General features: G+C 41.7%; 23 protein-coding genes and 2 pseudogenes. 15 read left to right on the top strand and 10 right to left on the bottom strand.

The window, feature by feature from the left end; translation table 11 throughout:
• The first annotated feature begins 38 nt into the window (after positions 1 to 38).
• Positions 39 to 911: a stage II sporulation protein spoIIQ gene (spoIIQ, locus tag MKX71_RS18845; protein WP_014481160.1), complete on the top strand. Its 873-nt coding sequence runs from the start codon at positions 39 to 41 to the stop codon at positions 909 to 911.
• A gap of 644 nt (positions 912 to 1,555) precedes the next feature.
• On the opposite strand, the gene MKX71_RS18840 is transcribed toward spoIIQ, so the two are convergent.
• Positions 1,556 to 2,410, bottom strand: coding sequence for a Putative BamHI-like type II restriction endonuclease (locus tag MKX71_RS18840; protein ID WP_015251028.1), 855 nt, complete (start codon positions 2,408 to 2,410; stop codon positions 1,556 to 1,558).
• 24 nt (positions 2,411 to 2,434) lie between these two features.
• Positions 2,435 to 2,674, bottom strand: coding sequence for a helix-turn-helix transcriptional regulator (locus MKX71_RS18835; RefSeq protein ID WP_044052435.1), 240 nt, complete (start codon positions 2,672 to 2,674; stop codon positions 2,435 to 2,437).
• Positions 2,675 to 2,769: 95 nt separating this feature from the next.
• On the opposite strand from MKX71_RS18835, the gene MKX71_RS18830 reads away from it, so the two are divergent.
• Together MKX71_RS18830 and MKX71_RS18825 are read left to right on the top strand one after the other, a co-directional pair.
• Positions 2,770 to 4,065 (top strand): site-specific DNA-methyltransferase, encoded by a 1,296-nt coding sequence (locus MKX71_RS18830; protein WP_044052436.1) that lies wholly within the window; start codon positions 2,770 to 2,772, stop codon positions 4,063 to 4,065.
• A gap of 343 nt (positions 4,066 to 4,408) precedes the next feature.
• Positions 4,409 to 4,675, top strand: a pseudogene (locus MKX71_RS18825) (VanZ family protein); the annotation flags it as partial.
• A 40-nt stretch (positions 4,676 to 4,715) separates the two neighbouring features.
• Here the strand turns inward: MKX71_RS18825 and bcrC are convergent.
• The 3 genes from bcrC to amtB form a co-directional block, all read right to left on the bottom strand.
• Positions 4,716 to 5,297: an undecaprenyl-diphosphate phosphatase BcrC gene (gene bcrC / locus MKX71_RS18820; RefSeq protein WP_024573494.1), complete on the bottom strand. Its 582-nt coding sequence runs from the start codon at positions 5,295 to 5,297 to the stop codon at positions 4,716 to 4,718.
• Positions 5,298 to 5,478: 181 nt separating this feature from the next.
• Positions 5,479 to 5,829, bottom strand: coding sequence for a P-II family nitrogen regulator (locus MKX71_RS18815; RefSeq protein ID WP_003221829.1), 351 nt, complete (start codon positions 5,827 to 5,829; stop codon positions 5,479 to 5,481).
• 11 nt (positions 5,830 to 5,840) lie between these two features.
• A complete protein-coding gene (gene amtB / locus MKX71_RS18810) occupies positions 5,841 to 7,055 on the bottom strand; it encodes an ammonium transporter AmtB (RefSeq protein ID WP_015251031.1) in 1,215 nt (404 codons plus the stop codon).
• A gap of 282 nt (positions 7,056 to 7,337) precedes the next feature.
• On the opposite strand from amtB, the gene MKX71_RS18805 reads away from it, so the two are divergent.
• The 5 genes from MKX71_RS18805 (at position 7,338) to MKX71_RS18785 (ending at position 13,076) form a co-directional block, all read left to right on the top strand.
• Positions 7,338 to 7,802 carry a hypothetical protein gene (locus MKX71_RS18805; protein WP_339231489.1) on the top strand — a complete coding sequence of 155 codons (465 nt, stop codon included), beginning with the start codon at positions 7,338 to 7,340 and terminating at the stop codon, positions 7,800 to 7,802.
• 183 nt (positions 7,803 to 7,985) lie between these two features.
• The gene (locus tag MKX71_RS18800) at positions 7,986 to 8,555 is read left to right on the top strand and encodes a hydrolase (protein WP_192858064.1); all 570 of its coding nucleotides are present in this window, start codon (positions 7,986 to 7,988) and stop codon (positions 8,553 to 8,555) included.
• The gene (locus MKX71_RS18795; RefSeq protein WP_227058423.1) at positions 8,555 to 9,913 is read left to right on the top strand and encodes an MFS transporter; all 1,359 of its coding nucleotides are present in this window, start codon (positions 8,555 to 8,557) and stop codon (positions 9,911 to 9,913) included. Before MKX71_RS18800 ends, MKX71_RS18795 begins: the two co-directional genes overlap by 1 nt.
• 178 nt (positions 9,914 to 10,091) lie before the next feature.
• Positions 10,092 to 11,564 carry an allantoin permease gene (gene pucI / locus MKX71_RS18790; RefSeq protein WP_339231488.1) on the top strand — a complete coding sequence of 491 codons (1,473 nt, stop codon included), beginning with the start codon at positions 10,092 to 10,094 and terminating at the stop codon, positions 11,562 to 11,564.
• Between the two features lie 105 nt (positions 11,565 to 11,669).
• Positions 11,670 to 13,076, top strand: coding sequence for a right-handed parallel beta-helix repeat-containing protein (locus tag MKX71_RS18785; RefSeq protein ID WP_046381385.1), 1,407 nt, complete (start codon positions 11,670 to 11,672; stop codon positions 13,074 to 13,076).
• 82 nt (positions 13,077 to 13,158) lie between these two features.
• On the opposite strand, the gene MKX71_RS18780 is transcribed toward MKX71_RS18785, so the two are convergent.
• On the bottom strand, positions 13,159 to 14,349 hold the full coding sequence (locus MKX71_RS18780; protein WP_339231485.1) for an MFS transporter: 1,191 nt from the start codon (positions 14,347 to 14,349) through the stop codon (positions 13,159 to 13,161).
• A 21-nt stretch (positions 14,350 to 14,370) separates the two neighbouring features.
• Positions 14,371 to 14,784: a MarR family transcriptional regulator gene (locus tag MKX71_RS18775; protein WP_003227771.1), complete on the bottom strand. Its 414-nt coding sequence runs from the start codon at positions 14,782 to 14,784 to the stop codon at positions 14,371 to 14,373.
• Between the two features lie 224 nt (positions 14,785 to 15,008).
• On the opposite strand from MKX71_RS18775, the gene MKX71_RS18770 reads away from it, so the two are divergent.
• The 5 genes from MKX71_RS18770 to flhP all read left to right on the top strand — a co-directional run bounded on the left by MKX71_RS18770 (position 15,009) and on the right by flhP (position 18,400).
• Positions 15,009 to 15,119, top strand: coding sequence for a protein usd (locus MKX71_RS18770; RefSeq protein ID WP_010886628.1), 111 nt, complete (start codon positions 15,009 to 15,011; stop codon positions 15,117 to 15,119).
• A gap of 14 nt (positions 15,120 to 15,133) precedes the next feature.
• A complete protein-coding gene (gene spoIIID / locus MKX71_RS18765) occupies positions 15,134 to 15,415 on the top strand; it encodes a sporulation transcriptional regulator SpoIIID (protein WP_003221804.1) in 282 nt (93 codons plus the stop codon).
• Positions 15,416 to 15,580: 165 nt separating this feature from the next.
• Positions 15,581 to 16,582, top strand: coding sequence for a cell shape-determining protein Mbl (gene mbl / locus MKX71_RS18760; protein ID WP_003227776.1), 1,002 nt, complete (start codon positions 15,581 to 15,583; stop codon positions 16,580 to 16,582).
• Between the two features lie 163 nt (positions 16,583 to 16,745).
• Positions 16,746 to 17,558, top strand: a complete 813-nt coding sequence (gene flhO / locus MKX71_RS18755) for a flagellar hook-basal body complex protein FlhO (RefSeq protein ID WP_339231484.1) — start codon at positions 16,746 to 16,748, stop codon at positions 17,556 to 17,558.
• 32 nt (positions 17,559 to 17,590) lie between these two features.
• Positions 17,591 to 18,400, top strand: a complete 810-nt coding sequence (flhP, locus tag MKX71_RS18750) for a flagellar hook-basal body complex protein FlhP (protein WP_015251037.1) — start codon at positions 17,591 to 17,593, stop codon at positions 18,398 to 18,400.
• Positions 18,401 to 18,422: 22 nt separating this feature from the next.
• Here the strand turns inward: flhP and rapD are convergent, their stop codons facing one another.
• Positions 18,423 to 19,487: an aspartate phosphatase RapD gene (gene rapD / locus MKX71_RS18745; protein WP_015251038.1), complete on the bottom strand. Its 1,065-nt coding sequence runs from the start codon at positions 19,485 to 19,487 to the stop codon at positions 18,423 to 18,425.
• Positions 19,488 to 19,678: 191 nt separating this feature from the next.
• Here rapD and fabZ point away from each other — a divergent pair, with 191 nt between their 5' ends.
• A complete protein-coding gene (gene fabZ, locus MKX71_RS18740; protein WP_003221796.1) occupies positions 19,679 to 20,104 on the top strand; it encodes a 3-hydroxyacyl-ACP dehydratase FabZ in 426 nt (141 codons plus the stop codon).
• A 72-nt stretch (positions 20,105 to 20,176) separates the two neighbouring features.
• A complete protein-coding gene (mscL, locus tag MKX71_RS18735; protein ID WP_021445844.1) occupies positions 20,177 to 20,572 on the top strand; it encodes a large conductance mechanosensitive channel protein MscL in 396 nt (131 codons plus the stop codon).
• 46 nt (positions 20,573 to 20,618) lie between these two features.
• Here the strand turns inward: mscL and MKX71_RS18730 are convergent, their stop codons facing one another.
• Both MKX71_RS18730 and MKX71_RS18725 read right to left on the bottom strand, forming a co-directional pair.
• Positions 20,619 to 21,590: a histidine kinase gene (locus tag MKX71_RS18730; RefSeq protein WP_250622429.1), complete on the bottom strand. Its 972-nt coding sequence runs from the start codon at positions 21,588 to 21,590 to the stop codon at positions 20,619 to 20,621.
• A 177-nt stretch (positions 21,591 to 21,767) separates the two neighbouring features.
• Positions 21,768 to 23,081 (bottom strand): annotated as a pseudogene (locus MKX71_RS18725) (ATP-binding protein); the annotation flags it as partial.
• Positions 23,082 to 23,460 lie beyond the last annotated feature (379 nt).

Here is a 23,460-nt window from a genome sequence, read left to right as displayed (position 1 = left end):
CAGAAAAGTGTTCAGAATGTTGCTGAGGTGATGAAACAATGAGAGAGGAAGAAAAGAAAACTTCTCAAGTCAAAAAACTTCAGCAGTTTTTTCGTAAACGCTGGGTGTTCCCTGCAATTTACTTAGTCAGTGCGGCCGTCATTTTAACAGCTGTCCTTTGGTATCAATCAGTATCAAATGATGAGGTAAAGGATCAGTTGGCTGATAACGGCGGAAACTCCGCATATGACAACAACGACGATGCAGTTGAAGTAGGAAAGTCAATGGAAAATGTCGCAATGCCAGTTGTTGATTCTGAAAACGTTTCTGTTGTGAAAAAGTTCTATGAAACCGATGCCGCAAAAGAAGAGAAAGAAGCAGCACTCGTTACCTATAATAACACGTACAGCCTAAGCAAAGGAATTGACTTAGCTGAGAAAGACGGAAAAGATTTCGATGTCTCTGCTTCTCTGAGCGGTACGGTTGTTAAAGCTGAAAAAGATCCAGTGCTGGGATATGTTGTGGAAGTAGAACATGCCGACGGTTTATCGACTGTGTATCAATCTCTTTCCGAAGTAAGCGTTGAGCAAGGTGACAAAGTAAAACAAAATCAAGTGATCGGAAAATCTGGCAAGAACCTTTACAGTGAAGACAGCGGAAACCACGTGCACTTTGAAATCCGTAAAGATGGGGTCGCAATGAATCCGTTAAACTTTATGGACAAACCAGTTTCTTCTATTGAAAAAGCAGCAGCAGCTGAAGAAAAAGCTGCCACCCAAGAAACAGAGGAATCCATTCAGCAATCTTCCGAGAAAAAGGACGGATCAACTGAAAAAGGAACAGAAGAAAAATCCGGTGAGAAAAAGGATGATTCAACTGACAAATCTGGTTCCAAAGAAAGCAGCACAACAGAAGACACTGAACAGTCTTAATGAAGAAAACGTCTATCCTTGTGATGGGCGTTTTTTTCTGTTACTTTTTGCTTTGTTTTACCGTCTATGTAGTTACATGTAGGCACGTACGTTATAAAGGAGGTTATGGCATGAACCGCCTATTGCTCGCGGGGAAGGACTTTTTACGAAGAAGAAGGAAATGGTTCCTGATATTCTAGAGATGACAATCAATTAAAGCTATTTGATGATATTAATGAATTTATAGCTCTAAAAGATAAAAAAACAAAGGTTTGTATTATGGTCGAATTGTAATTTTAGCTAGGAAATAAAAGCAAAGTTTTATTATAACAAGACATTTATAACGTGTATCATTATGGCACACTGTTAGCAATATGATGTCAATATATTATCCCTAAATTACAATCAAGAGTTCTAAACAGTCTTTTTGATTTTAGGTGAGTTAAATGATTTATCAGAAGAAAACCCAGCCATAATAGGAAATTATATAGTTTTCAATTCAAAGATGAGGAAATTTATTATAAATACTTTGAAAGACGGCCTTTTTTCTAATAGAGTTAAATAATTATTAAAGATTTTTTTCAATTCCCGTTATTGAAAAAGACTTCCGAAAGGAAGCCTGTAATTAATTATTTAAAAACTTACTCATAGCAATTACATTTCACTTAAAGAGTCTTTGCTGGTTCGGGTTTTTTAGCATTACCATCCGTCCCTTTTGGAATAATAGGTGCTAGTTCACAAAGATCATCGTGTTCTATTGGAATTATTTCTAAATAACCTTTATCGACATCCACATTTTTCCATAAGTTAAAGTAAGGAAGTAACTCATCATAGTTACCAATACGATCTGTAAGGTAAGGATACATTTTTCTAGTTGGAACTATAAGTATTCCAGCAGAAATATGTCCGTTTAAAAGTAGAAGTGCCATTTTATTAAGTGCACGATGACTTGAAGAAATATTGCCAGTTTCCCATTCAACAACAAATAGTTTATCACCAGCTTTTTTACAAGCATCTAGTGCCCCAGGTTTAGCAGTAGTCATTGAGACAATTTTGTTTTTTAGTTCATCGTCTTTTAAGGGCGATTCAAAATCGTAATAAAGGAGTTTTTCTTGTTTATTGCCTTTGCGATCAGTATATATTATTTTTTCATTATCTCTATCTATTGCGACAACCCTACCATAAATAAGATTACCGCTTTTTCCAAAGTTTTTTAGTACCTTAATTTTAAACACGCGTTCCTCAGAAGAAAACGCCGGAAATTCTTTTTTCCATCCATAAAGGTTTTTTAAATTTTCAATAAAGGGTTCTTTAATTGGTTTTACTCCATTTCCACCAACTTTTTTACCGTCTTTAGTGTATGTTCTGCTTTTAGGATGAAAATAAAATCCGTCTGCGTCATCGGGCCATCTAAGTTTTAAAATGGAATCAATAACTTGTTCTCTTAGAGGATCAATAAATTCTTTTTTTTCTTTTGCATCTACTTTGTCAATAAGAATTATTCCCTGTTTTATTTTCAATTTAATTCCAGTCTCCCTTGTGATTTAACTTTGTCGCATCTCATTGATTGTAGTAAAATCAAATAAGTCCTTTGGCTGAACCTGAAGTGCTTTAGCAATTTTCTCGATATTGTCTAAAGAAACGTTTCTTGTTCCTCGTTCTATGTCAGAGATATAGGTTCTATGGAGGTCACAGTCGAAAGCTAATTTTTCCTGTGACATATTGATTTTGGACAATCGTATTTGACGAACTCTTTGACCAAATAAGGATCTAATATTAGCCATATTGCCTCCTATACATTTGACGATTGTTTCATGGAAATGATAGAATCATGTAGACTATAGGTCTACAGACTATAAGTTACACGAGGTGTGTGAGATTGCGATTTTTTACTGTTTTTGACATCGTTAAAAATAAAGCTGATCAGTTAGGCCATTCAGAAAATGAAATGTATGCTAATTTAAAGAAAGAAAAAATAAATAAAAAAGATTTACTTGCTTATAAAGACAGTGGGATTATTCCTACAGATGAAAAAGTACTAAGTGGAATACTGAATTATCTGGATATGTCTAGAGTGGAATTAGAATTGAAATTAGGAAGAATACCCACTGGTTTTGAAGAAGTATTCTCAAATAGTACAAAAGAAATAGCTAAAATGCTTGAGGAGAAAAATATTGTAAATCAACAACAAAAAGAAATTTCTATCTCCTCAGTTCAACCATACTACTCATCAGATTTAGGTAAGTTATACAATGGGGATTGTATAGAACTGTTTAAGCAAGTTCCTAATGAAAGTGTGGACACTATTTTTGCTGATCCCCCATTTAACCTTGATAAAGAATATGATGAGGGTGTAACTGATAAAAATTCCTTTAGTGGGTATTTAGATTGGTACTATAAGTGGATTGAAGAATGTATTAGAGTTTTAAAACCGGGTGGTTCTTTATTCATTTATAATATCCCAAAATGGAACACTTATCTCTCTGAGTTCCTAAATGGAAGAATGAATTTTAGGAACTGGATAACAGTTGATATGAAGTTTGGGCTTCCTATTCAAGGTAGGCTCTATCCAGCTAATTACAGCCTTTTATATTATGTAAAAGGTGATAAACCTAAGACTTTTAATGTACAAAGAATACCGTTACAGACGTGTCCTCATTGTGGTAGGGAGATAAAAGATTATGGTGGTTACAAAAATAAAATGAACCCTAAGGGTGTAACTCTATCTGACGTTTGGTCAGATATTTATCCTGTCAGACATAACAGTTCAAAGAACAGAAAGTTTAACGAACTATCCATTAAATTACTTGACCGCATAATCAGTCTGAGTACAAATGAAGGCGATGTTGTTTTAGATCCATTCGGTGGAAGTGGCACAACATTTGCTGTCAGTGAATTGTTAGGTCGTAAATGGATAGGCTTTGAGTTAGGAAATTGTGAGATAATTAAAGAACGCCTTGTGAATAAAGAAAAAGATAAAAAACTGTTTGATAAGGTTTATGAAGAAAAGAATAAACTGTTCCCTGATAGGATTAAGGAGTTACGTAAGAAAAATGGGTTATGGATCGATGATGATTTTAGACGGGGTAGTGATAATAAATCTACAAGTGATAAGAGCATAAACGAAGAAAATAATATCAAAAATTATGATCAAATTTCATTAAGTCTAAAATAAACAACCTAGAAAAATATGCTTTTGATAAGTGCTTTAAAGAATTTATATACTGATGCAGGATTGAGAAAATATATAAACACATATACAGTGAAGGGACTTCTTTTTTAAGAAGTCCTTTTTTAGCTAATTCCTTATAAAATTTAAGATGATGTAGATAAACATAAGTCGTTGAATTTGATAAATGAAAGTAAGTTAACTTATATGTAAAGAAAAAACAACTAAATAGAGAGTACTAACATCAAAGGGAATTAGTAGAAATCAATAACAATTTATATAAGCATTTTCAATGGACCATAGCAAAGATATTTTGGATTTTAGCACTTCTGACCAAAGAGCTGAATAAACTTTACCTGGGGCGCTAATTCAAAAAATCGGACATGCGTTTTCCTTCTTTGTGCTGACATATTTGCTGTGGAAACAGCGGGGCAGTATAAGATCAGCTTCAGCCGGCTCATTCGCGTTTGCTTTTTTTACAGAAGTTCTTCAGCTCTTCTTCAGCAGGAATGGTTGTATCCGGGATGTGCTCATCGATGCTGTTGGAATTGGATTGTTTTATGGTTTATATGTGTTGGCGAAGCGAAGAAAACAAGAGATGTATGAGAAATATTAAAGCCGGCTGTCTTAATTTCAGACGCCGGCTTTTGTCTTTCTTAGAAATTTTGATCGGTTGGTTTTTTCGTCAGTTTATTGATAATGGTTTCATAAATCCTCACGACCAAATCGACGAACGGGCGAAGCAGATCTGAAAATCTAAAGAAAAGGAACCCGATAATGATGGCGACAACGAGGCTGCCCAATACATCTACCGGATAGTGATGTCCCACCCAAATTCTCGAAAAGCCTGTCAAAAGCCCAAAAATGACAAGCGGCCAGCCGATTTTGCGGTTTCTGAAAAGCATCGCAATAGAAATCGCTAATGCACCTGTCGTGTGGTCACTTGGAAATGAAGCATCCGCAGCATGCGGAATCAGTGTATGCACTGTATGCGCAACGAACGGGCGCGGTTCGAAATAAACAAGCGTAATCAAATAGTTGATCACAAGGCCTGCAATTCCTGTGATGCCTGCGTATAGCACATGTTTTCTGCTTTGTGTGTTCCCAAACAGCCAGATTGCCAATAGGATAAGGGCATAGGCGACAATGGCATATTCCGTGATGAAGACCATAATGGAATCGAGAACTGAATTGTGATGAGATAGTCCATGGATTGCTTTAAAAATTTCGTAGTTCAAATAATCACCTTTTACATTTTTATATTTAGTAGACTAATCTTACTCATGAAAAGTTTCAAATAAAAATAGAGATTGTCTGAAATAACGGCGCTTGAAGAGAATTCGAAGAGGAATCGCGGTTTCTGGGGGGGATTCTGTGCACAAAAAAAGAGATCCGGAGTGTCCGAATCTCGTACCGATATTAAAGTGCTTCAGGTCCTTCTTCGCCTGTGCGGATGTTGATCGTATTGCTGATTTCATAGACAAATATTTTACCGTCACCCGGTGATCCCGTTTTCAGCACCCTTTTAGCGGTCTCAGTCACTTGATCAACAGGAACCTTGCTGACCACAATTTCTATTTTTAAACGCTCGTATACATTGCTTTCTATTTTTACCCCTCGATAGAGCTCCGTATGTGCTTTTTGAAGGCCGCAGCCGTGTACATTGGAGAAAGTCAGAGAGGTCACTCCGATTTTTCCGAGTTCCTGCTTCAGCTTTTCAAAATTTGCCGGACGCGTTACAATTTCTACCTTGAACATTTGACCGCTCATAGCGTCACTCCTCACATAGAATCTTGATATGCTTTTTCCCCATGCATCGTTAAGTCAAGCCCAAGTGACTCTTCTTCTTCAGTTGCGCGAAGGGGAAGGAAGAGGCTTACAAATTTAATAATAACGAAAGTGACAATAAATACAAAAACATAAGTGGCGGCGATGGCGACGATTTGTTTCCAGATTAAGCTTGCATCACCGTAAAATAACCCATCTGCGCCCGCTGAGTTAACAGAGGTTGTTGCGAATAATCCTGTTGCGATTCCGCCCCATGTGCCGCCGATCCCGTGCAGGCCAAAGGCGTCAAGCGCGTCGTCGTATCCGAATTTCTTTTTAAGCGAGAATACTCCCCAGAAACAAACAGCTCCGCCGATGATGCCGATAATAATGGAAGCGAACGGTGTGACAAATCCGGCAGCCGGCGTAATGGCGACAAGCCCGGCGATTGCGCCAGATACCGCTCCGAGCATTGTCGGTTTTTTGTTAATGATCCATTCTACTAAGATCCAGCCGGCGATCCCGGCTGCAGCTGCGGTGTTTGTGTTGATGAACGCGTACATGGCTACACCATCTAAAGTCAAAGCGCTGCCGACGTTAAAGCCGAACCAGCCGAACCAAATCAAAGCTCCTCCTAAGAAGGTGTAAATGAGGTTATGCGGAGAAGACGCTGTACCGTCTTTCCGTTTGCCGAGCACAATGGCAAGAACAAGTCCTGCCACACCGGAGGAAATATGAACAACATTGCCGCCAGCAAAATCGAGCGCTCCAAGCTGGCCGATCCAGCCGCCGCCCCATACCCAGTGCGCTACGGGTGTGTAAACCAAAGAGGCCCATAAAACCGAGAATAAAAGAAAAGCGCCGAATCGCATCCGCTCTGCGAAGGCCCCGGAAATAATCGCTGTAGTCAGAACGGCAAACGTCATTTGGAACATCATAAATAACGAGTGGGGAATGGTATCGCTGTAATCTCCCGGATCAAATCCGACCCCTTTGAGGCCTGCCCACTCCAGCCCGCCGATGATTGAATTGCCTGGTGCGAAGGCAAGTGTATATCCGAACAGCACCCAAACGATGGAAACGATGGCAATGGAAGAGAAACTGTGCATGGCAGTGCTCAGCACATTTTTGCTCTTTACCATTCCTCCATAAAATAACGCTAATCCCGGGGTCATCAGCCACACGAGTAAAGCGCAAAAGAACATAAAAACTGTATCGCCCATTTGCATGTCTCATTCCTCCGTATCTTTCAGAATTAAATTGCAATTATTATATTTCTTCATTATAGAGAAAAAAGAATGATAAAACATTTTCATGTAAGATTTCCTGACATGGTTTTTAAGGAATGTTATCGAGGGACGGAAAGAAAGGAGAGCGGCATTTTTCACTATATAAGACTTTATATCTATAAAAGAAGCTATTCATATGAGCAGAAAAGGGAATTGACATTAATTAGAATACTCTATACTGTATTAAGTGTACTACATCAAATAATACACTGAGGGGGATGTATGATGAATAAAGGCGGCAGGCTGAGGAGATCATTACGCAAGTCGATTCCCGCGACGTTCCGATTGTTTTTAGCCTTTAATTTTTTCGTGTACGGTCTGGCGAAAGTGGTAATTGGCCAGTTTGGCGAGGTGACGCCTGAAATCGAGGCGGCTGCCGGGAAGGGGTTTACGATCGCGTGGACATTTTTCGGTTATTCTCATGTCTATGAACTGTTTATAGGTTTTGGTGAAATCCTGGCAGCTGTTTTATTACTGATTCCGCGAACGGCTGCATTAGGGGCGGTTATTTTTATGCCCATTATTGTGAACATCGTCTTGATTAACTATTGTTTTGATATTGGCGTGCAGGATCTTAGCACGATATTAATGGTTATGTGTCTCATCCTGCTTTGGATGGACCGCCGCAAATTCATAGGCGTTTTCAGGCAGGAACCGATAGACAGCAGGCAGGTGATGAAGCGATGACGCCCCTTATGATTACAGTGCTTGCCGGTTTGTTCGTATGCACAACCTGTTACTACTACATAAAAGAAAAATCATGAGACAACGCTCCTTCTGAGAATTTCACAAGCATCATAAAAGAACTTAGGCAGTGTGAAGAGTAAAATATGCAATGTGAGAAACACTAACAGTATCAGGAGGAGACGTATGATGAATACACTCAACATTGATTTTCAAAAAACAGCATTGGTTATCATTGATTTACAAAAGGGGATTGTGCCGATTGATCAAAGCGGCCAGGTTGTCCCGAACGCGAGAAAGCTCGTAGATGAATTTCGGAAACATAACGGGTTCATCAGCTTTGTAAATGTAGCCTTTCATGATGGAGCGGACGCCCTGAAGCCGCAAACGGATGAGCCTGCGCAGGGAGGTTCAGGGGAAATGCCGGCGGACTGGGCCGAATTTGTTCCGGAAATCGGTGTGCAGGATGGCGATTATACTGTGACAAAACGGCAATGGGGTGCTTTTTTTGGCACAGATTTAGACTTGCAGCTGAGACGTCGCGGCATTGATACGATTGTATTGTGCGGCATCGCAACGAATATCGGGGTGGAAAGCACAGCACGGGAGGCATTTCAGCTTGGCTATCAGCAGATTTTTATTACAGATGCCATGTCCACATTTAGCGATGAAGAGCATGAAGCCACACTGCGCTTTATTTTCCCGAGAATCGGTAAATCGCGGACAACGGAAGAGTTTCTGGAACAAGTGAAATGATGTTATCGAAAAAAAGCCGGGCTGTTTTTTTAACAGCGGTGGCTTCGGGAACAATGCTGAATCCGCTGAACTCGTCTATGATCTCTCTTGCGCTCCATAGCATCCAGAATGAGTTTCACCTCTCGTTTACAACGGTTTCCTGGCTGATTTCCTCGTTTTACTTGGCGAGTGCCGTAGCGCAGCCCGTAACGGGGAAGCTCGGTGATTTGATTGGGCGGAAACGCTTGTTTTTATTCGGGCTTATTCTTGTTGCGGTTTCTGCCATCGGGGCGCCGTTTGCGCCGACGTTTATGACATTATTGGTCATGCGGCTGTTTCAATCGGTGGGGAGCAGCGCGATTTATCCGTCAGGTGTCGGCTTGATTCGGAATCATATTCATGAGCGCCAAGCTTCAGCCTTGGCTGTACTCTCTATTTTTGCGTCCGCCATGACGGCGCTGGGGCCGACAGTCGGCGGTTTTTTGATTGTATGGGGAGGCTGGCCGGCGATCTTTATCGTTAATTTGCCGTTTATTATCCTCAGCTTCTTATTGGGCCTGTATATGTTCCCGAAAGATCAGAAAAAAGGGGCAGGAATCAAAACCATTATTCAGCAGCTCGACATTCTTGGAATTGTTTTATTTGCCGGGGGAATCATTTTCCTTCTATCCTTTTTGCTGTCGTTCAGCACGTCGCCGCATGCGGTTGAAGGTGTGCTTGGCTTGCTTCTGCTCTGTGCGTTTGTCTGGCGCGAGCTGAAAACGGATAAGCCGTTTATTGATGTCCGTCTGTTTAAAACACAGCGAAACCTGTCAGCCGTGTATGTTCAGTTTATTTTATTGAATGTTTTCTTCTATTGTTTATTTTTTGGTCTGCCAAGTTACTTTCAGGATGAAATGCATCTTTCTGTTCAAACGAGCGGCCTGTTTATGCTGTTTATGTCTGGAATGAGCATCGTTGTGTCACCTTTAACCGGCAAATGGATCGACCGATCTGGTGTCGTCAAGCCGATCTTTGCGGGAGCGCTTTTGATGACGGCTGGAGCCGTGCTCTTAACCATCTTTTTTATCAATGTCGAGACCATTGGGAAAGGCCTCATTCTATCGCTCTTGGGTATAGGCTACGGACTGGGAAATGTCGCGCTTCAGGCAGCGATGCTGAAAACGAGTCCTTCCAACATGGTAGGAACGACTTCAGGCCTGTTTCAAACCTGCCGTTACCTAGGATCGATTTTGTCTTCGGTGATCCTTGGCATTCTTTTTGGTAAAGAAATCACGGCAGCCCATTTTGATATGATGGGAATCATTATGATCATAGCGGGCGGAGCAAGCCTGTTAATGGCTGTGAGATTTGCTGCATTAATGAAAACTGCATCTTGAGAAAGAGACGGGCTCTGAGGTCTGTCTCTTTTTCTTGTTTAAGCTGTTCAAATACAAACGGGAAAATTGTATATCATAGCCAGTGTTATTGTCTGACTCTTCAGTTATATTAAGTGACATCTAATGTCAAAAAACATAACGTGATGACATATAGACAATATGGAAAGGGGAGCCGGCTATGAAATTAAAAGAGAGTCAGCAGCAATCCAACAGGCTGAGCAATGAAGATCTGGTGCCTTTGGGACAGGAAAAACGGACGTGGAAAGCAATGAACTTTGCCTCCATTTGGATGGGATGTATACATAACATACCGACCTACGCGACGGTGGGAGGATTAATTGCAATCGGCCTTTCGCCTTGGCAGGTGCTGGCGATCATTATTACGGCATCACTTATCCTATTTGGCGCTCTTGCCTTAAACGGCCATGCGGGGACAAAATATGGGCTGCCGTTTCCCGTGATCATTCGGGCTTCTTACGGGATATACGGCGCGAATATCCCCGCGCTTCAAAGGGCGTTTACAGCTATCATGTGGCTTGGCATCCAGACATTTGCGGGCAGCACGGCACTGAACATTTTGCTTTTGAATATGTGGCCAGGCTGGGGAGAAATTGGCGGCGAGTGGAACATTCTCGGCATTCACTTGTCCGGTTTGCTTTCCTTTGTATTCTTTTGGGCAATTCATTTACTTGTATTGCATCACGGCATGGAGTCGATTAAACGTTTTGAGGTGTGGGCAGGGCCTTTAGTGTATCTGGTATTTGGCGGCATGGTATGGTGGGCCGTTGATATTGCTGGAGGATTGGGCCCGATATACTCTCAACCAGGAAAGTTTCATACGTTTTCAGAAACATTCTGGCCGTTTGCTGCCGGAGTTACTGGCATCATCGGCATCTGGGCGACATTGATCTTAAATATACCTGATTTTACACGGTTTGCTGAAACACAAAAAGAGCAAATCAAAGGACAATTTTACGGCTTGCCGGGAACGTTTGCGCTGTTCGCATTCGCCAGTATTACGGTGACCTCCGGCTCGCAGGTCGCGTTCGGAGAGCCGATTTGGGATGTTGTCGATATTTTGGCGCGGTTTGATAACCCTTATGTCATCGTCTTGTCCGTGATCACGCTCTGCATCGCCACGATCTCTGTAAATGTCGCGGCGAACATCGTATCGCCCGCTTATGATATAGCGAATGCCCTGCCGAAATATATCAATTTCAAACGTGGCAGCTTTATCACAGCGTTGCTCGCTTTATTTACGGTTCCATGGAAGCTGATGGAGAGCGCGACAAGCGTGTATGCGTTTCTTGGCTTAATAGGCGGCATGCTTGGACCGGTGGCAGGCGTGATGATGGCCGACTATTTTATCATTCGCAAACGTGAGCTCTCGGTAGATGACCTGTATTCCGAAACAGGACGGTATGTGTATTGGAAGGGCTACAATTACCGTGCGTTTGCAGCCACAATGTTAGGAGCGCTGATTTCGCTGATTGGCATGTATGTTCCTGTATTGAAGAGCTTATACGATATTTCTTGGTTTGTAGGTGTGCTGATTTCCTTTCTTTTCTACATTGTTCTGATGCGTGTTCACCCGCCTGCATCATTGGCAATTGAAACAGTTGAACATGCGCAGGTCCGCCAGGCTGAATAAGATCTATTTAGACGGTATATTTTCATATTTTTGAAATGGTTTTCCATAAATAGAACATTTATAATGGTTTTAGAAATCTATTCTAAAACGAAATGGGAATCGAAAATGAGAAAATGGTATTTTATTCTTTTGGCGGGTGTTTTAACGTCTGTCATCCTCGCTTTCGTTTATGATAAGACAAAAGCGAATGAGGAAGGATCTGGGGATTATCTGTATGTTTCGCCAAATGGCAGTGATCAAAATGAAGGAACAAAAGAAAAGCCGTTTCGTACATTGGCACACGCATCTGAGAAGGCTGCTGCCGGCACAACTGTCATGATTCGGGAGGGCACGTATCATGAGACCCTTGATGTAAAGCACAGCGGTACGGACGGAAAGCCTATCACATTCCGAAACTATGAAAATGAAAACGTCGTGATTAGCGGTGAATCCGTTGCGAACGCTGAATATGAAACACCGCTTATTCGTATTCACGATAAACATGACATTGCCATCAGCGGTTTAACAATTCAAGATCTTTCTGTTTCATCTGAGGAAGCAACTGCTATAGGGATTTATGTATCAGGGTCCAGCAGTCATATCGCCATTAAGGATAATCACATCCGGGGGATTAAGACAACAGCGGATGAAGGAAATGCTCACGGAATCGCAGTTTATGGGACTGGCAGCATGAAAGACATCCGAATCGAGGACAATACAGTTGAGAAACTGACGCTTGGAGCGAGTGAAGCAGTTGTGCTGAACGGTAATATCGACGGCTTCACAGTTGCAGGCAATGTGGTCCGCAACAATAATAACATCGGGATTGATCTAATTGGTTATGAGGGAACCGCGGATAAAAACGATTACGTGCGAAACGGAGTCGTAGAAAACAATACAGTTTATCAAAACTCGACTTACGGCAATCCTGCTTATGGAGATGAATACTCAGCGGGCGGGATTTATGTCGATGGAGGACACGATATCGACATTAAGAACAACACAGTTTACGATAACGATATTGGGATTGAAGCAACGTCTGAACACAAAGGAAAGTATGCAAATGCCATTCAGATCACAGACAACAAAGTGTACAACAATGCGTACACCGGTATTTCAATCGGAGGATATGACAAAAAGCGGGGCGGCACCAGCAATTCTCTGATTGCCCGCAATATTATGTACCGGAATGACACAAAGGGACTGTACGGCGGACAGCTGCTGCTGCAGTACGATACGAAAAACAACACAATTGAAAAGAATATATTGACGGCCGGTGATTCCAGATTATTTATCGGAAACGATTTTACAGAAAATGAAGGAAATACGGTCAATCATAACGTGTACCACAAGGAAGCGGATCAAGACGGCATATGGATGTGGAAAAAGAAAGAATATGATTCATTTTCGTCGTATCGAAAAGCAACAAAAAACGATCAGCAATCCATATATGCCGATCCGATGTTTCGTGATGAAGCGTCCTATGATTTTTCGTTAGATCCTGATTCACCTGCGCGGCCTGTCATTGAATAATTGCTATAAGCGGCGTTCTCTAAGAGGACGCCGTTTTTTATATGCAAAAAAGACTGCCGGGATTTCCCGGCAGTCTGACAAGTTATTCTGCAATAGACACTTTTCCTTCAGCCTCTGCAGGTTTTTTCTGGCTCCACGTGTAGAGAAGCAGAGCAATTAAAACGAACAGCCCCGCTGTTAAATAAATGGCAGAGAAGCCGGCAGATGCTACAAACAATCCGAATACATAAGATCCTACAGCAATTCCGCTGTCAAAGAAGGTAAAGAACGTTGCCGTTGCAAAACCGGAGCGGTGAGCCGGAGATTTCTGAATCGCCAATGTTTGCATGCAAGGAACGATTGATCCGTAGCCAAGACCGATAACCGCCCCTGAAAGCAGAAGCATTAAGCCGCTATGTGTGAAGGACAGCATGCAGAGTCCAACAGAGAAAATCAGGATTGATGGGTAAATGACAATGCCCGGTCCGACTTTGTCGAACAATTTCCCTGTGAACGGGCGTGCAATCATCATTGTCACCGCAAAGCAAACAAAGAAATATCCGCTGATATCCGAAAGGTCAACTGATTTGGCGAATACAGACAGATATGATGTGACTGTTGAATAACAGAAAGAAATAAACAAACCGACCGTCGCAATTTTGAGTGCGCCCTTTTCAAACATATCCGAGAACGCAAAACGGAATACAGTCGTGCCGCTGTCCTTACTTTGCGGCACTTTTATCAAGAACGAAACAAGTAAGCCCGCAACCATAAACAGCGCAAAGGCTGTAAAGAATACAGGAAAGCTTACCACTCTCATCAAATTCAGACCAAGGAAAGGTCCGATCGCCATAGCGAGGTTCATAGACATGGCAAAGTATCCAAGCCCTTCACCGCGCCGTTTGGCTGGAATAATATCAGCGGCAATTGCACCTGTAACAGTCGTTAAAATGCTGAACCAAATTCCTTGGAAGAACCGCAATCCGAGCAGCAGGGAAAAGTTATGAATCGGCATATACAGAAAAGATGATAGGGCGAAGAGCGCCATTGATACAATCGCCATTCTTTTCTTCCCGAAACGCTCAACGATGGCTCCGGAGAAAGGCCGTGTAATGATCGCAGACAGAAGGAACAGGCTGATTAAAAGCCCGCCTTGTGATTCTGTGCCGCCAAGCTCTTCCAGCGTATAGATCGGCAATACAGTTAAAAATGTATAAAAGAACACAAACACAAATAAATTGACAAGCAGGACCATAATAAAATCCTTGGTCCATATCGCATCCGCTTTTTTCAAATGTATGTCACTTCCTTATTTTCATTGTTGTAAAAACATGCGGAATAAATGAGAAAAAGCTTCTTTATCTTCATCCCGGAAATCAGCAAGCAGCTCTTCCTCGAATTTCAGCATTTTCACATTGATTTCTTCGTATTTTTTCTCGGCTTCTTTTGTGAGGACAACAAGTTTTTCCCGTTTGTCTTCACCTTGCCGTCTCTGAACCCAGCCGTTCTCCTCCAGGCGTTTGATCGTCCGAGTCACAGTCGGCGCTTCCACATTTAAATAGGACCAAATCTCTTTTTGAGTCATTGGTCCGATCGTACGCAAACAATATAAAACTGACCATTGAGATGAATAAAGGCCGAATGGCTCTAGCTGTTCATTGGCTTTCTTGGCAATCAGGCGGGCGCTTTGGTTGATTTGATGAATGAGGTGTCTGTTGACGTAGGACATGTCGGTCTCCTTCTAAAAAACTTACCTAAGTAACTAATTGCTTATTTCATTTTACAGGAGCGATCAATAGTTGTAAAGATGAAAATTTAGTGACGCGAAATAGTTTGCTGAATCTGAAAAAGTTCGTTTCACCCCTTGTCCTTATTGAGTTTTTAGCATATTCCCAAAAGAATGCTAATACACTGTTACAAACCTAACAAAGAGAGTGTTTGAGGTGAGGGATCGTGGGCATATTTCACAAACTTACTTTTAAAACCATACAACGAAGAAGCGGCATAATGAACGACTCTTTACAGAATACGGATCTCATTTCACACTTCTCACATCCATTTTAGGGAGGTCGAGTGGTGTGCACGATTACATCAAAGAGCGAACAATCAAGATAGGGAAGTACATCGTGGAGACAAAGAAAACCGTTCGTGTCATTGCGAAGGAATTTGGTGTTTCCAAAAGTACAGTACACAAGGATTTAACAGAGCGTCTGCCTGAAATTAACCCCGACTTGGCAAACGAAGTGAAAGAAATACTCGATTATCATAAATCCATCAGGCATTTAAGAGGAGGAGAAGCGACAAAGCTCAAATATAAAAAAGATGAAATTCTCGAAGGAGAGCCTGTTCAGCAATCGTAATCACCTGGCATTGCCTTCTTGAAATCGTTCATAAAACATCCGCAAAAATTTGTAAAGAACTTATTGTGCTTCCAACTTTTTTTCTATATTTTATGATAATATATATAATTAGGGCACAATGTGGATATTTACTGTGAAACAGATTTTCAAGGAGGATATAAATAGATGTTTGCAAGGGATATTGGTATTGACCTCGGTACTGCAAATGTACTGATCCATGTTAAAGGTAAAGGAATTGTTCTGAATGAACCTTCCGTTGTTGCACTTGATAAAAACAGCGGCAAAGTGCTGGCGGTTGGCGAAGAGGCAAGACGAATGGTTGGACGTACACCTGGGAATATTGTTGCGATTCGCCCGCTGAAAGACGGAGTTATTGCTGACTTTGAAGTAACAGAAGCAATGCTGAAACATTTTATTAACAAGCTGAATGTAAAAGGCCTGTTCTCAAAGCCGCGCATGCTCATTTGCTGCCCGACGAATATTACATCCGTTGAGCAAAAAGCAATCAAAGAAGCTGCAGAAAAAAGCGGCGGGAAACATGTGTACCTTGAAGAAGAACCTAAAGTTGCCGCTATCGGCGCGGGTATGGAAATATTCCAGCCAAGCGGTAACATGGTTGTAGACATCGGAGGCGGGACGACGGATATCGCGGTTATTTCAATGGGCGATATTGTCACCTCCTCTTCTATTAAAATGGCTGGGGACAAGTTTGACATGGAAATCTTAAATTATATCAAACGCGAGTACAAGCTGCTGATCGGCGAACGTACTGCGGAGGATATTAAGATTAAAGTCGCAACTGTTTTCCCAGACGCACGTCACGAGGAAATTTCCATTCGCGGACGGGACATGGTTTCCGGTCTTCCAAGAACAATTACAGTAAACAGTAAAGAAGTTGAAGAAGCCCTTCGTGAATCTGTCGCTGTTATTGTTCAGGCTGCGAAACAAGTGCTCGAAAGAACACCGCCTGAACTTTCTGCTGATATTATTGACCGCGGCGTTATTATTACCGGCGGAGGCGCGCTCTTAAACGGCCTTGACCAGCTGCTTGCTGAAGAGCTGAAGGTACCGGTCCTCGTTGCTGAAAATCCTATGGATTGCGTAGCCATCGGCACAGGTGTCATGCTTGATAATATGGACAAGCTTCCTAAACGCAAACTAAGCTGATTTCACAAACCTCATTCTGCAAAAAGAATGAGGTTTTTTTATGAAAAAGCCTTCACGAAAAGATGTTAAATGACGATAATAGGATAAAATACTGAGTTTTTATTATAGAACGAACGTTCCTATATGACAACTGGAAAAAATGCCATTTTTAGAGGTGGGAAATTTGTTAAAAGGATTATATACAGCAACATCCGCAATGATTGCCCAGCAGCGAAGAACGGAAATGCTTTCAAATAATATTGCTAACGCAAATACATCAGGATATAAAGCTGATCAAGGCTCTATGCGCGCGTTCCCTGAGATGCTGCTCAGCAGAATAGAATCAAAATCTCCGGCCGGGACATCAAGGGCGAAAATCGGTTCCGTGAATACCGGAGTATATATGCAGGAGCTCAAGCCTCTCTTTACACAGGGAAGCCTGAAGTCCACAGACCAGCCTACAGACATTGCATTGATCGAAAATCAAGTTCCGATGAATGCGGAAACCAATGAAAAAGCTGCTCTGTTTTATCCGGTTCAAACAGCGGATGGAATCCGTTATTCAAAAAGCAGCACATTTTCACTAAATGAGAACAATCAGCTGACGATCAACGGACGCCCTATTTTATCGACGGATCGCCAGCCAATCACTGTTGATAATGAGAATTTCACTGTGTCTGAAAACGGTACTGTGACAACGAACGGACGCACAGCCGGCCAGATTGATGTCAGAATGGCGGAAGATGTCCGCAATCTCAAACGGGACGGAAATGATTTGTACAGCACGGCGGACGGTAATGATCTGCCAAGCGCAGCCGGAAATAATCAGGTATCCTATTCATTAAAACAAGGCGTCTCAGAGCTTTCAAACGTGGATGTGACAAGCGCCTATACAGAAATGACTGAAGCGTACAGATCGTTTGAGGCGAATCAGAAGGTTATTCAGGCTTACGATAAAAGTATGGATAAAGCAGCAAATGAAATTGGAAAAATTTAAGATAACGGAAGAAAAAACGGGGGACATCAACTATGCTCAGGTCAATGCTAACGGCATCAACAACCTTAAACCAGCTGCAGCAGCAGATTGACACAATCAGCAGCAACCTTTCAAACAGCAACACAACCGGCTATAAGGCAAAAGATACGAATTTTTCTGAGCTTGTCAGACAGCAATTCGATCAGGTTGATGAAAAAAACGAGGAAGTGGCAAAAGCCCGAAAAACGCCGCCCGGCTTGCGCCTTGGCGTCGGAGCGATGATGAATTCACGCCTAGTCTCTGATCAAGGAAGCATTCAGAAGACCGATCGCGATCTGGATATCGCATTTACGTCTCCATACCAGTATCTTCAGGTAAATGTAAATGGAAACCGCCAGTATACGAGAGACGGAGCATTATATTTAACGCCTTCAGCCAATAATGCCAACCAGCTGCAGCTCGTCACTGGAAATGGGTATCCCGTACTTGATGAGAACGGCAATACAGTGAACATCGACAGCTCAATGAAGAATATCACCATCAATAAGAACGGCACCTTAACCGCAACTGATGGAAACGCGGTTCAGCGGTTTAATCTTGGCGTTGTCCAAGTGAATAACCCTCAAGAGCTGAAATCCGAAGGGAATAACCTTTTCTCTATTGATAATGCGGCAGCTTTTGAAGAGCTGAACGGCGCTAATAGACAAAACATCGGCATGCAGCAGGGCTCACTTGAGATGTCCAATGTCGATATTTCAGAACAAATGACAGATTTGATTACGTCCCAGCGTTCATATCAGCTGAACAGCAGAACGATCACAATGGGAGATCAAATGCTCGGTTTAATCAATTCAGTCAGATAATAAGAAAATGGGCGTTTTTCAATCAGCCGCGCATGATAAAAAAAGCGGCTTTTTCGAAATCGTCCTTTTTTTTGTAGTATTCCGTAATATCTTCTAACAGCACTTCTAAATCCACCCACGCCTCGATTTTTTCTAATTCAAGCACATATTCGAGCAGCTGCTCATAGGGATCTTCCACTGAGGTGTAGAGGGCTTCAAGCGTTTTTAATTTTAAATAAATGGTTTGAATGTCTACCTTTTCAGATAATTCTTTTCCTTTTTGAAGGACGGCTTTAGCTTCTGTGATGTTTCCTGTTTTAAAAAGCGCTCTGACAGACTCGTACACACAATGAAGATATGAGACTGGTGAATTCATTTCAAATTCTTGATTCTTTAATACTTTCCTAAAGTAAAGAAGCGCTTCCTGGTCTTTTTTCTCGGTCGCTTTTAAAAAGCCAAGGTTATAATAAGCATGGCATAGCAGGTTTTCGTCATGTAGTTGCTGGGTTTTCTTAATGATTTCTTTGAAAAGCTGTTCAGCTTTTTCATAGCGTTCTTGATCAATATAATTCACGGCGAGCAAAAGTTTACAGGTGATTACCTTTTTGATATAGCCGAATTGGTGCAAATAGATGTGTAATGCTTTTTTGACGTATTGGACGGAAAGCGGCGGTGATTTCATCAAGTAATAGGCGCCGGCGGTTTGATAATATAAATCAGCGGCTTCAAACGTATTGTGAATGGCGGCCAGGTACTGTTCAGCTTTTTTAAAATGATGTACTGCATGTTTCGGAGCTGTTTTTACCATCTCATATAACCCAGAGAAAAAATACAGATAATATTTCAATTCATCATCCATTTTGTCTTCCAGGCCATATAGGTCATCGAACAATGAATCGAGTCCGTTCTGGTTTTCAAAAAGCAGCTGATGGCGGGCCTGAAACAATTGATAACGCATCCAAAGTTTTGTGTTCTTTTTGATCTTCGGAAGGTGCTGGTCAATTTTCTCTTTCAGTGTGCAAACGTGATTCATTTTGCGTTTGCTCATTGCGGAATACCACTCGTCTAACATGTTTAGCATTCTTTTTTCAATAAACTTCGAAATCATTTTCCTACCTCTTTGCTATTGGTAAAATCTATAATTATCATATCATAACTTTTGACGGCTCTCATTGACAGTTGGTTACATTTTAGCGCGGTTGAAAAAGAGATTAATTCATAATATACTTTTCAAATGTACAGATTGGATCTTTGATGATTGCTATACATACTAATGCAGATGAAGGAGATGTCAAGACAATGCTTGATACTCAGCAAATTAAAGAAATTATTCCTCACCGTTATCCGTTTTTGCTTGTGGATCGGATTACGGAAGTTGAAGAGGGCAAACGGGCAAAAGGCTATAAAAATGTAACCGCTAATGAAGAGTTCTTTAACGGACATTTTCCTCAGTACCCGGTTATGCCCGGCGTATTAATCGTAGAAGCACTCGCTCAAGTCGGAGCTGTTGCGATGTTGATTAAAGAAGAAAACCGCGGCAGACTGGCTTTTTTTGCAGGCATTGATAACTGCCGCTTTAAAAAACAAGTCAAGCCTGGTGACCAGCTTCACCTTGAGGTTGAAATCATTCGTGCCCGCGGCACAATCGGGCGCGGAAAAGGCGTTGCCACAGTTGATGGCGAAGTCGTTTGCGAAGTAGAACTGACTTTTGCCCTCGGAGAATAATTGAAAAAAGGCAGATGGCCAGCGGCACATTTGTCTTTTTTTCTTTACAAATATAGAAAAGCAGGTGATTGTATGTGGAATGAATTTAAAGCCTTTGCCATGCGGGGGAATATCGTAGACCTTGCGATTGGTGTTGTGATAGGCGGCGCTTTCGGAAAGATCGTCACATCTCTAGTAAATGATATCATTATGCCTTTGGTCGGTTTGCTGCTGGGAGGGCTTGACTTTTCAGGCCTGTCGTTTACGTTTGGCGATGCTGTAGTGAAATATGGCAGCTTTATACAGACGATTGTGAACTTCTTAATTATATCGTTTTCCATTTTTATCGTCATTCGGACTTTGAATGGGTTAAGGCGCAAAAAAGAAGCAGCAGAAGAAGAGGCTGCGGAGGAAGCGGTGGATGCGCAGGAGGAGCTGCTGAAAGAAATCAGAGACCTGCTGAAGCAGCAAGCAAAGTCGCCGGAATAAAAAAGATGCCGTTAGAAACGGCGTCTTTTTTTATCTCAATTTTCGTTTAGGTTCGTTCTGTGTCCTTCAGTTCTTTAGGGCTTCCTGTTGTTTCAGCGAGATGAATGAGCATTGAGACAGAGGTGCCTGCATCCGGAATGCTGCTGATCATCAACTCGCTTCCGCAAAAATGTTTCAGCCGCTGATTGATATTTTTCAATCCGACGCTGCGATCGAAATCCGCAGATAAGAGGTCCTTTTGTTTTTCAGGAGTCATCCCGGCACCGTTATCCTCTACATTGATGTAATACTCATTTTTGCTTTGTTTTTTAGCTGTCAGTTTGATCCATCCTCCGCCTCTTTTCTTGCTGACACCGTGAAGAACGGCATTTTCCACCAAGGGCTGAATCATTAAAGGCGGAAGGATAAAGTCAATGTCTTCATCTATATCGAAAAGAACCTCAAGCCGATTACCGAATCGCGTCTTTTCTATAGAAAGATAGGAATTGATAATCGAAAGCTCATGTCTGAAGGAACTGATGGCTGATGTATTTTGAAAGTCAAAACTCATTCTTAAATAGTTGGTAAATTCCTCTGTTACCTCCCGGGCCTTTTCAATATCCAAATGAGTGAGAGAAATAATCGTGTTTAATACATTATAAAGAAAATGAGGCTTGATTTGCGACTGGAGAAACGCCATTTCCATTCTTGTGGCTTGATTTGCTGTATGTTTCATCATGATCAGGTTTTGAATACGCGCCATAAATTCAGAGTAATGATAGGGTTTTTGCAAAATGTCATTCGCTCCGGCATGAAAAGCCTTGTATTTGTCATGGCCGATAATGGCAGCTGTAATGATCAGAACCGGAAGATCAACCATGCTGAATCGTTCACGAATTTTCATACAGACTTCGAAACCAGTCATATCCGGCATCATCAAGTCCAAAATAACCAAATCAAGGTTTGTGCAAGAGATGATTTCTAATGCTTCCTTTCCGTTCTTCGCAGCAATCACATTGTAGGGCACACCTTCAAGCATATCGCTCAAAATTTTTAAACTGTCAATGTTATCATCGACAATCAGGATGGTTGGAGCGTCAATATGCTCAGAGTAATAAGGCGTGCTAAATGAGATATCTGATAGATCTCTCTCGGATTGTAATTCAGGAAGGCGTTTTTTTGTTTCAGATACAGGTTCATACTGGGCGATCGGCAAGGTGAAATGGAATGCCGAACCTTTTCCTTCTTCCGATTCGACCCAAATGTCTCCGTTATGGAGCTGAACCAGCTGTTTGACAATGCTGAGGCCAAGACCGGCACCATCGTCTTTATTCTTTTCGGCTTGCTGAAAAGACTCAAAGATGGTTTGGCGATCGGCTTCTGAAATGCCGCTTCCTGTATCCGCTACTGTCACTTTGATCATGTTGTCGTTCAGTCTTGAAGCAGAAAGTGTGATTTGGCCCTCTGTTGTATATTTGATTGCATTGTCTACCAAATTGGTTAATATTTGGCGGAAGCGGTTTTCATCTGCGAGCACTAAAGGAAGATCGTCAGGGATATGGTTCATCATATTCAAGTTTTTATGTCTCGATAAAAGATTGTAGAAATTCATTTCCGAAAAAACTAAAGTATAAATATCAACAGGAACCGGGTGGATTTGAAGCATGCCCTGCTTTATTTTTTCTAAATCCAGGATGTCATTTACCAGATTGGACAGCCTGTAGCCCATGCGGATGACGAGCTGCATGTTTTCTCTCTCTTCTTCTATCGTTCTTTTTCCTTTGCCGGCCAGCAGGGTCTGGCATATATTAATGATGCTGTTCAGCGGTGTTTTGAATTCATGTGATGTTTTGGCAATAAATTCATCCTTTAGCCGGTCACTTCTGAGCAATTTCCACGACAGCACTTCATTTTCACGGAATGCTCCGGCAAATTGCTGCGCCATCAGCAGAACGATCGCCAGTAAAGCGATAACTGTTGGCAATGAATAAATCGAATTAAAAGAAAAGGCCGTTTTGCCGCTGTAAGCTGAAATGGTGGTTAAAATGACAAAAGCACTCATTGATATAGATGCAATAGTAAGATACAGACTTCCTTCCATTTTGCGGATCGCAGCAATCGTAAAAATATATGTAATATAAACCAGAGTCGAGACGGCTAGCACAGAATGTAAGATGTACGAGGCATGGCCGATAAAACCCACGGTTAAAAAATCTGTGACTAAGACCAGCCCGGAAGAAACAGTGGCAATGCGAATAAAACGCTTTGAAACAATCCCTCTGTAAGCAAAAAAGAGATAGAGAAAAACCGCAATGCTGACGAGCACAGTAGAGGTTGCCCTCAATGAATTTAGCAGTGAAAATGAAATTGACGGATAGAGGAGAAATATAATCCGCTCTTTTCCGATCATCAGAATAATGAACGAAAACAGAAGACACATAACAGAAAAAAACAACAAATGTTTATCTTTTTTTCTTTGCAGGAAAAAGCCCAGAAAATATAATCCGGTAATGAAAAAAGCTGTAATCATGATTGTATCATTAAGAAAGGAAATTTTGTTTTCCCGCACTATTTGCTCCTGGGTGCCAAAAGTAATTGGCTTTGCGATTCCCCATCCCGGCGTTTTTCCGAAGTTCGAAAATTGTACGACAAGTTCATTGTCACCCTTGTGAAGCGTAAAAAAGCTCGTATATGGGCGGTTTTGTGCCGCAAAATCAGGTTTATTTGAAGGGTTGCCGCTTTGGCCAATGAATTGTCCATTAAAATAGATGCGATTGGCACTGTAAATAAACGACGTGCTGATCCCAAAAACCTGATTGTCTTGCTTTGATCTGATGGTCAGCTTATACGTTCCGTAATCCACATTGATACCCTGCTTGGCTAGCTTCACATTGCTGGGGACATCAACG

Origin of the sequence: Bacillus sp. FSL M8-0071, assembly GCF_037975455.1 — a bacterium.
Classification (GTDB): Bacteria; Bacillota; Bacilli; order Bacillales; family Bacillaceae; genus Bacillus; species Bacillus subtilis.
This window is presented reverse-complemented; position numbering and strand designations above follow the sequence as displayed.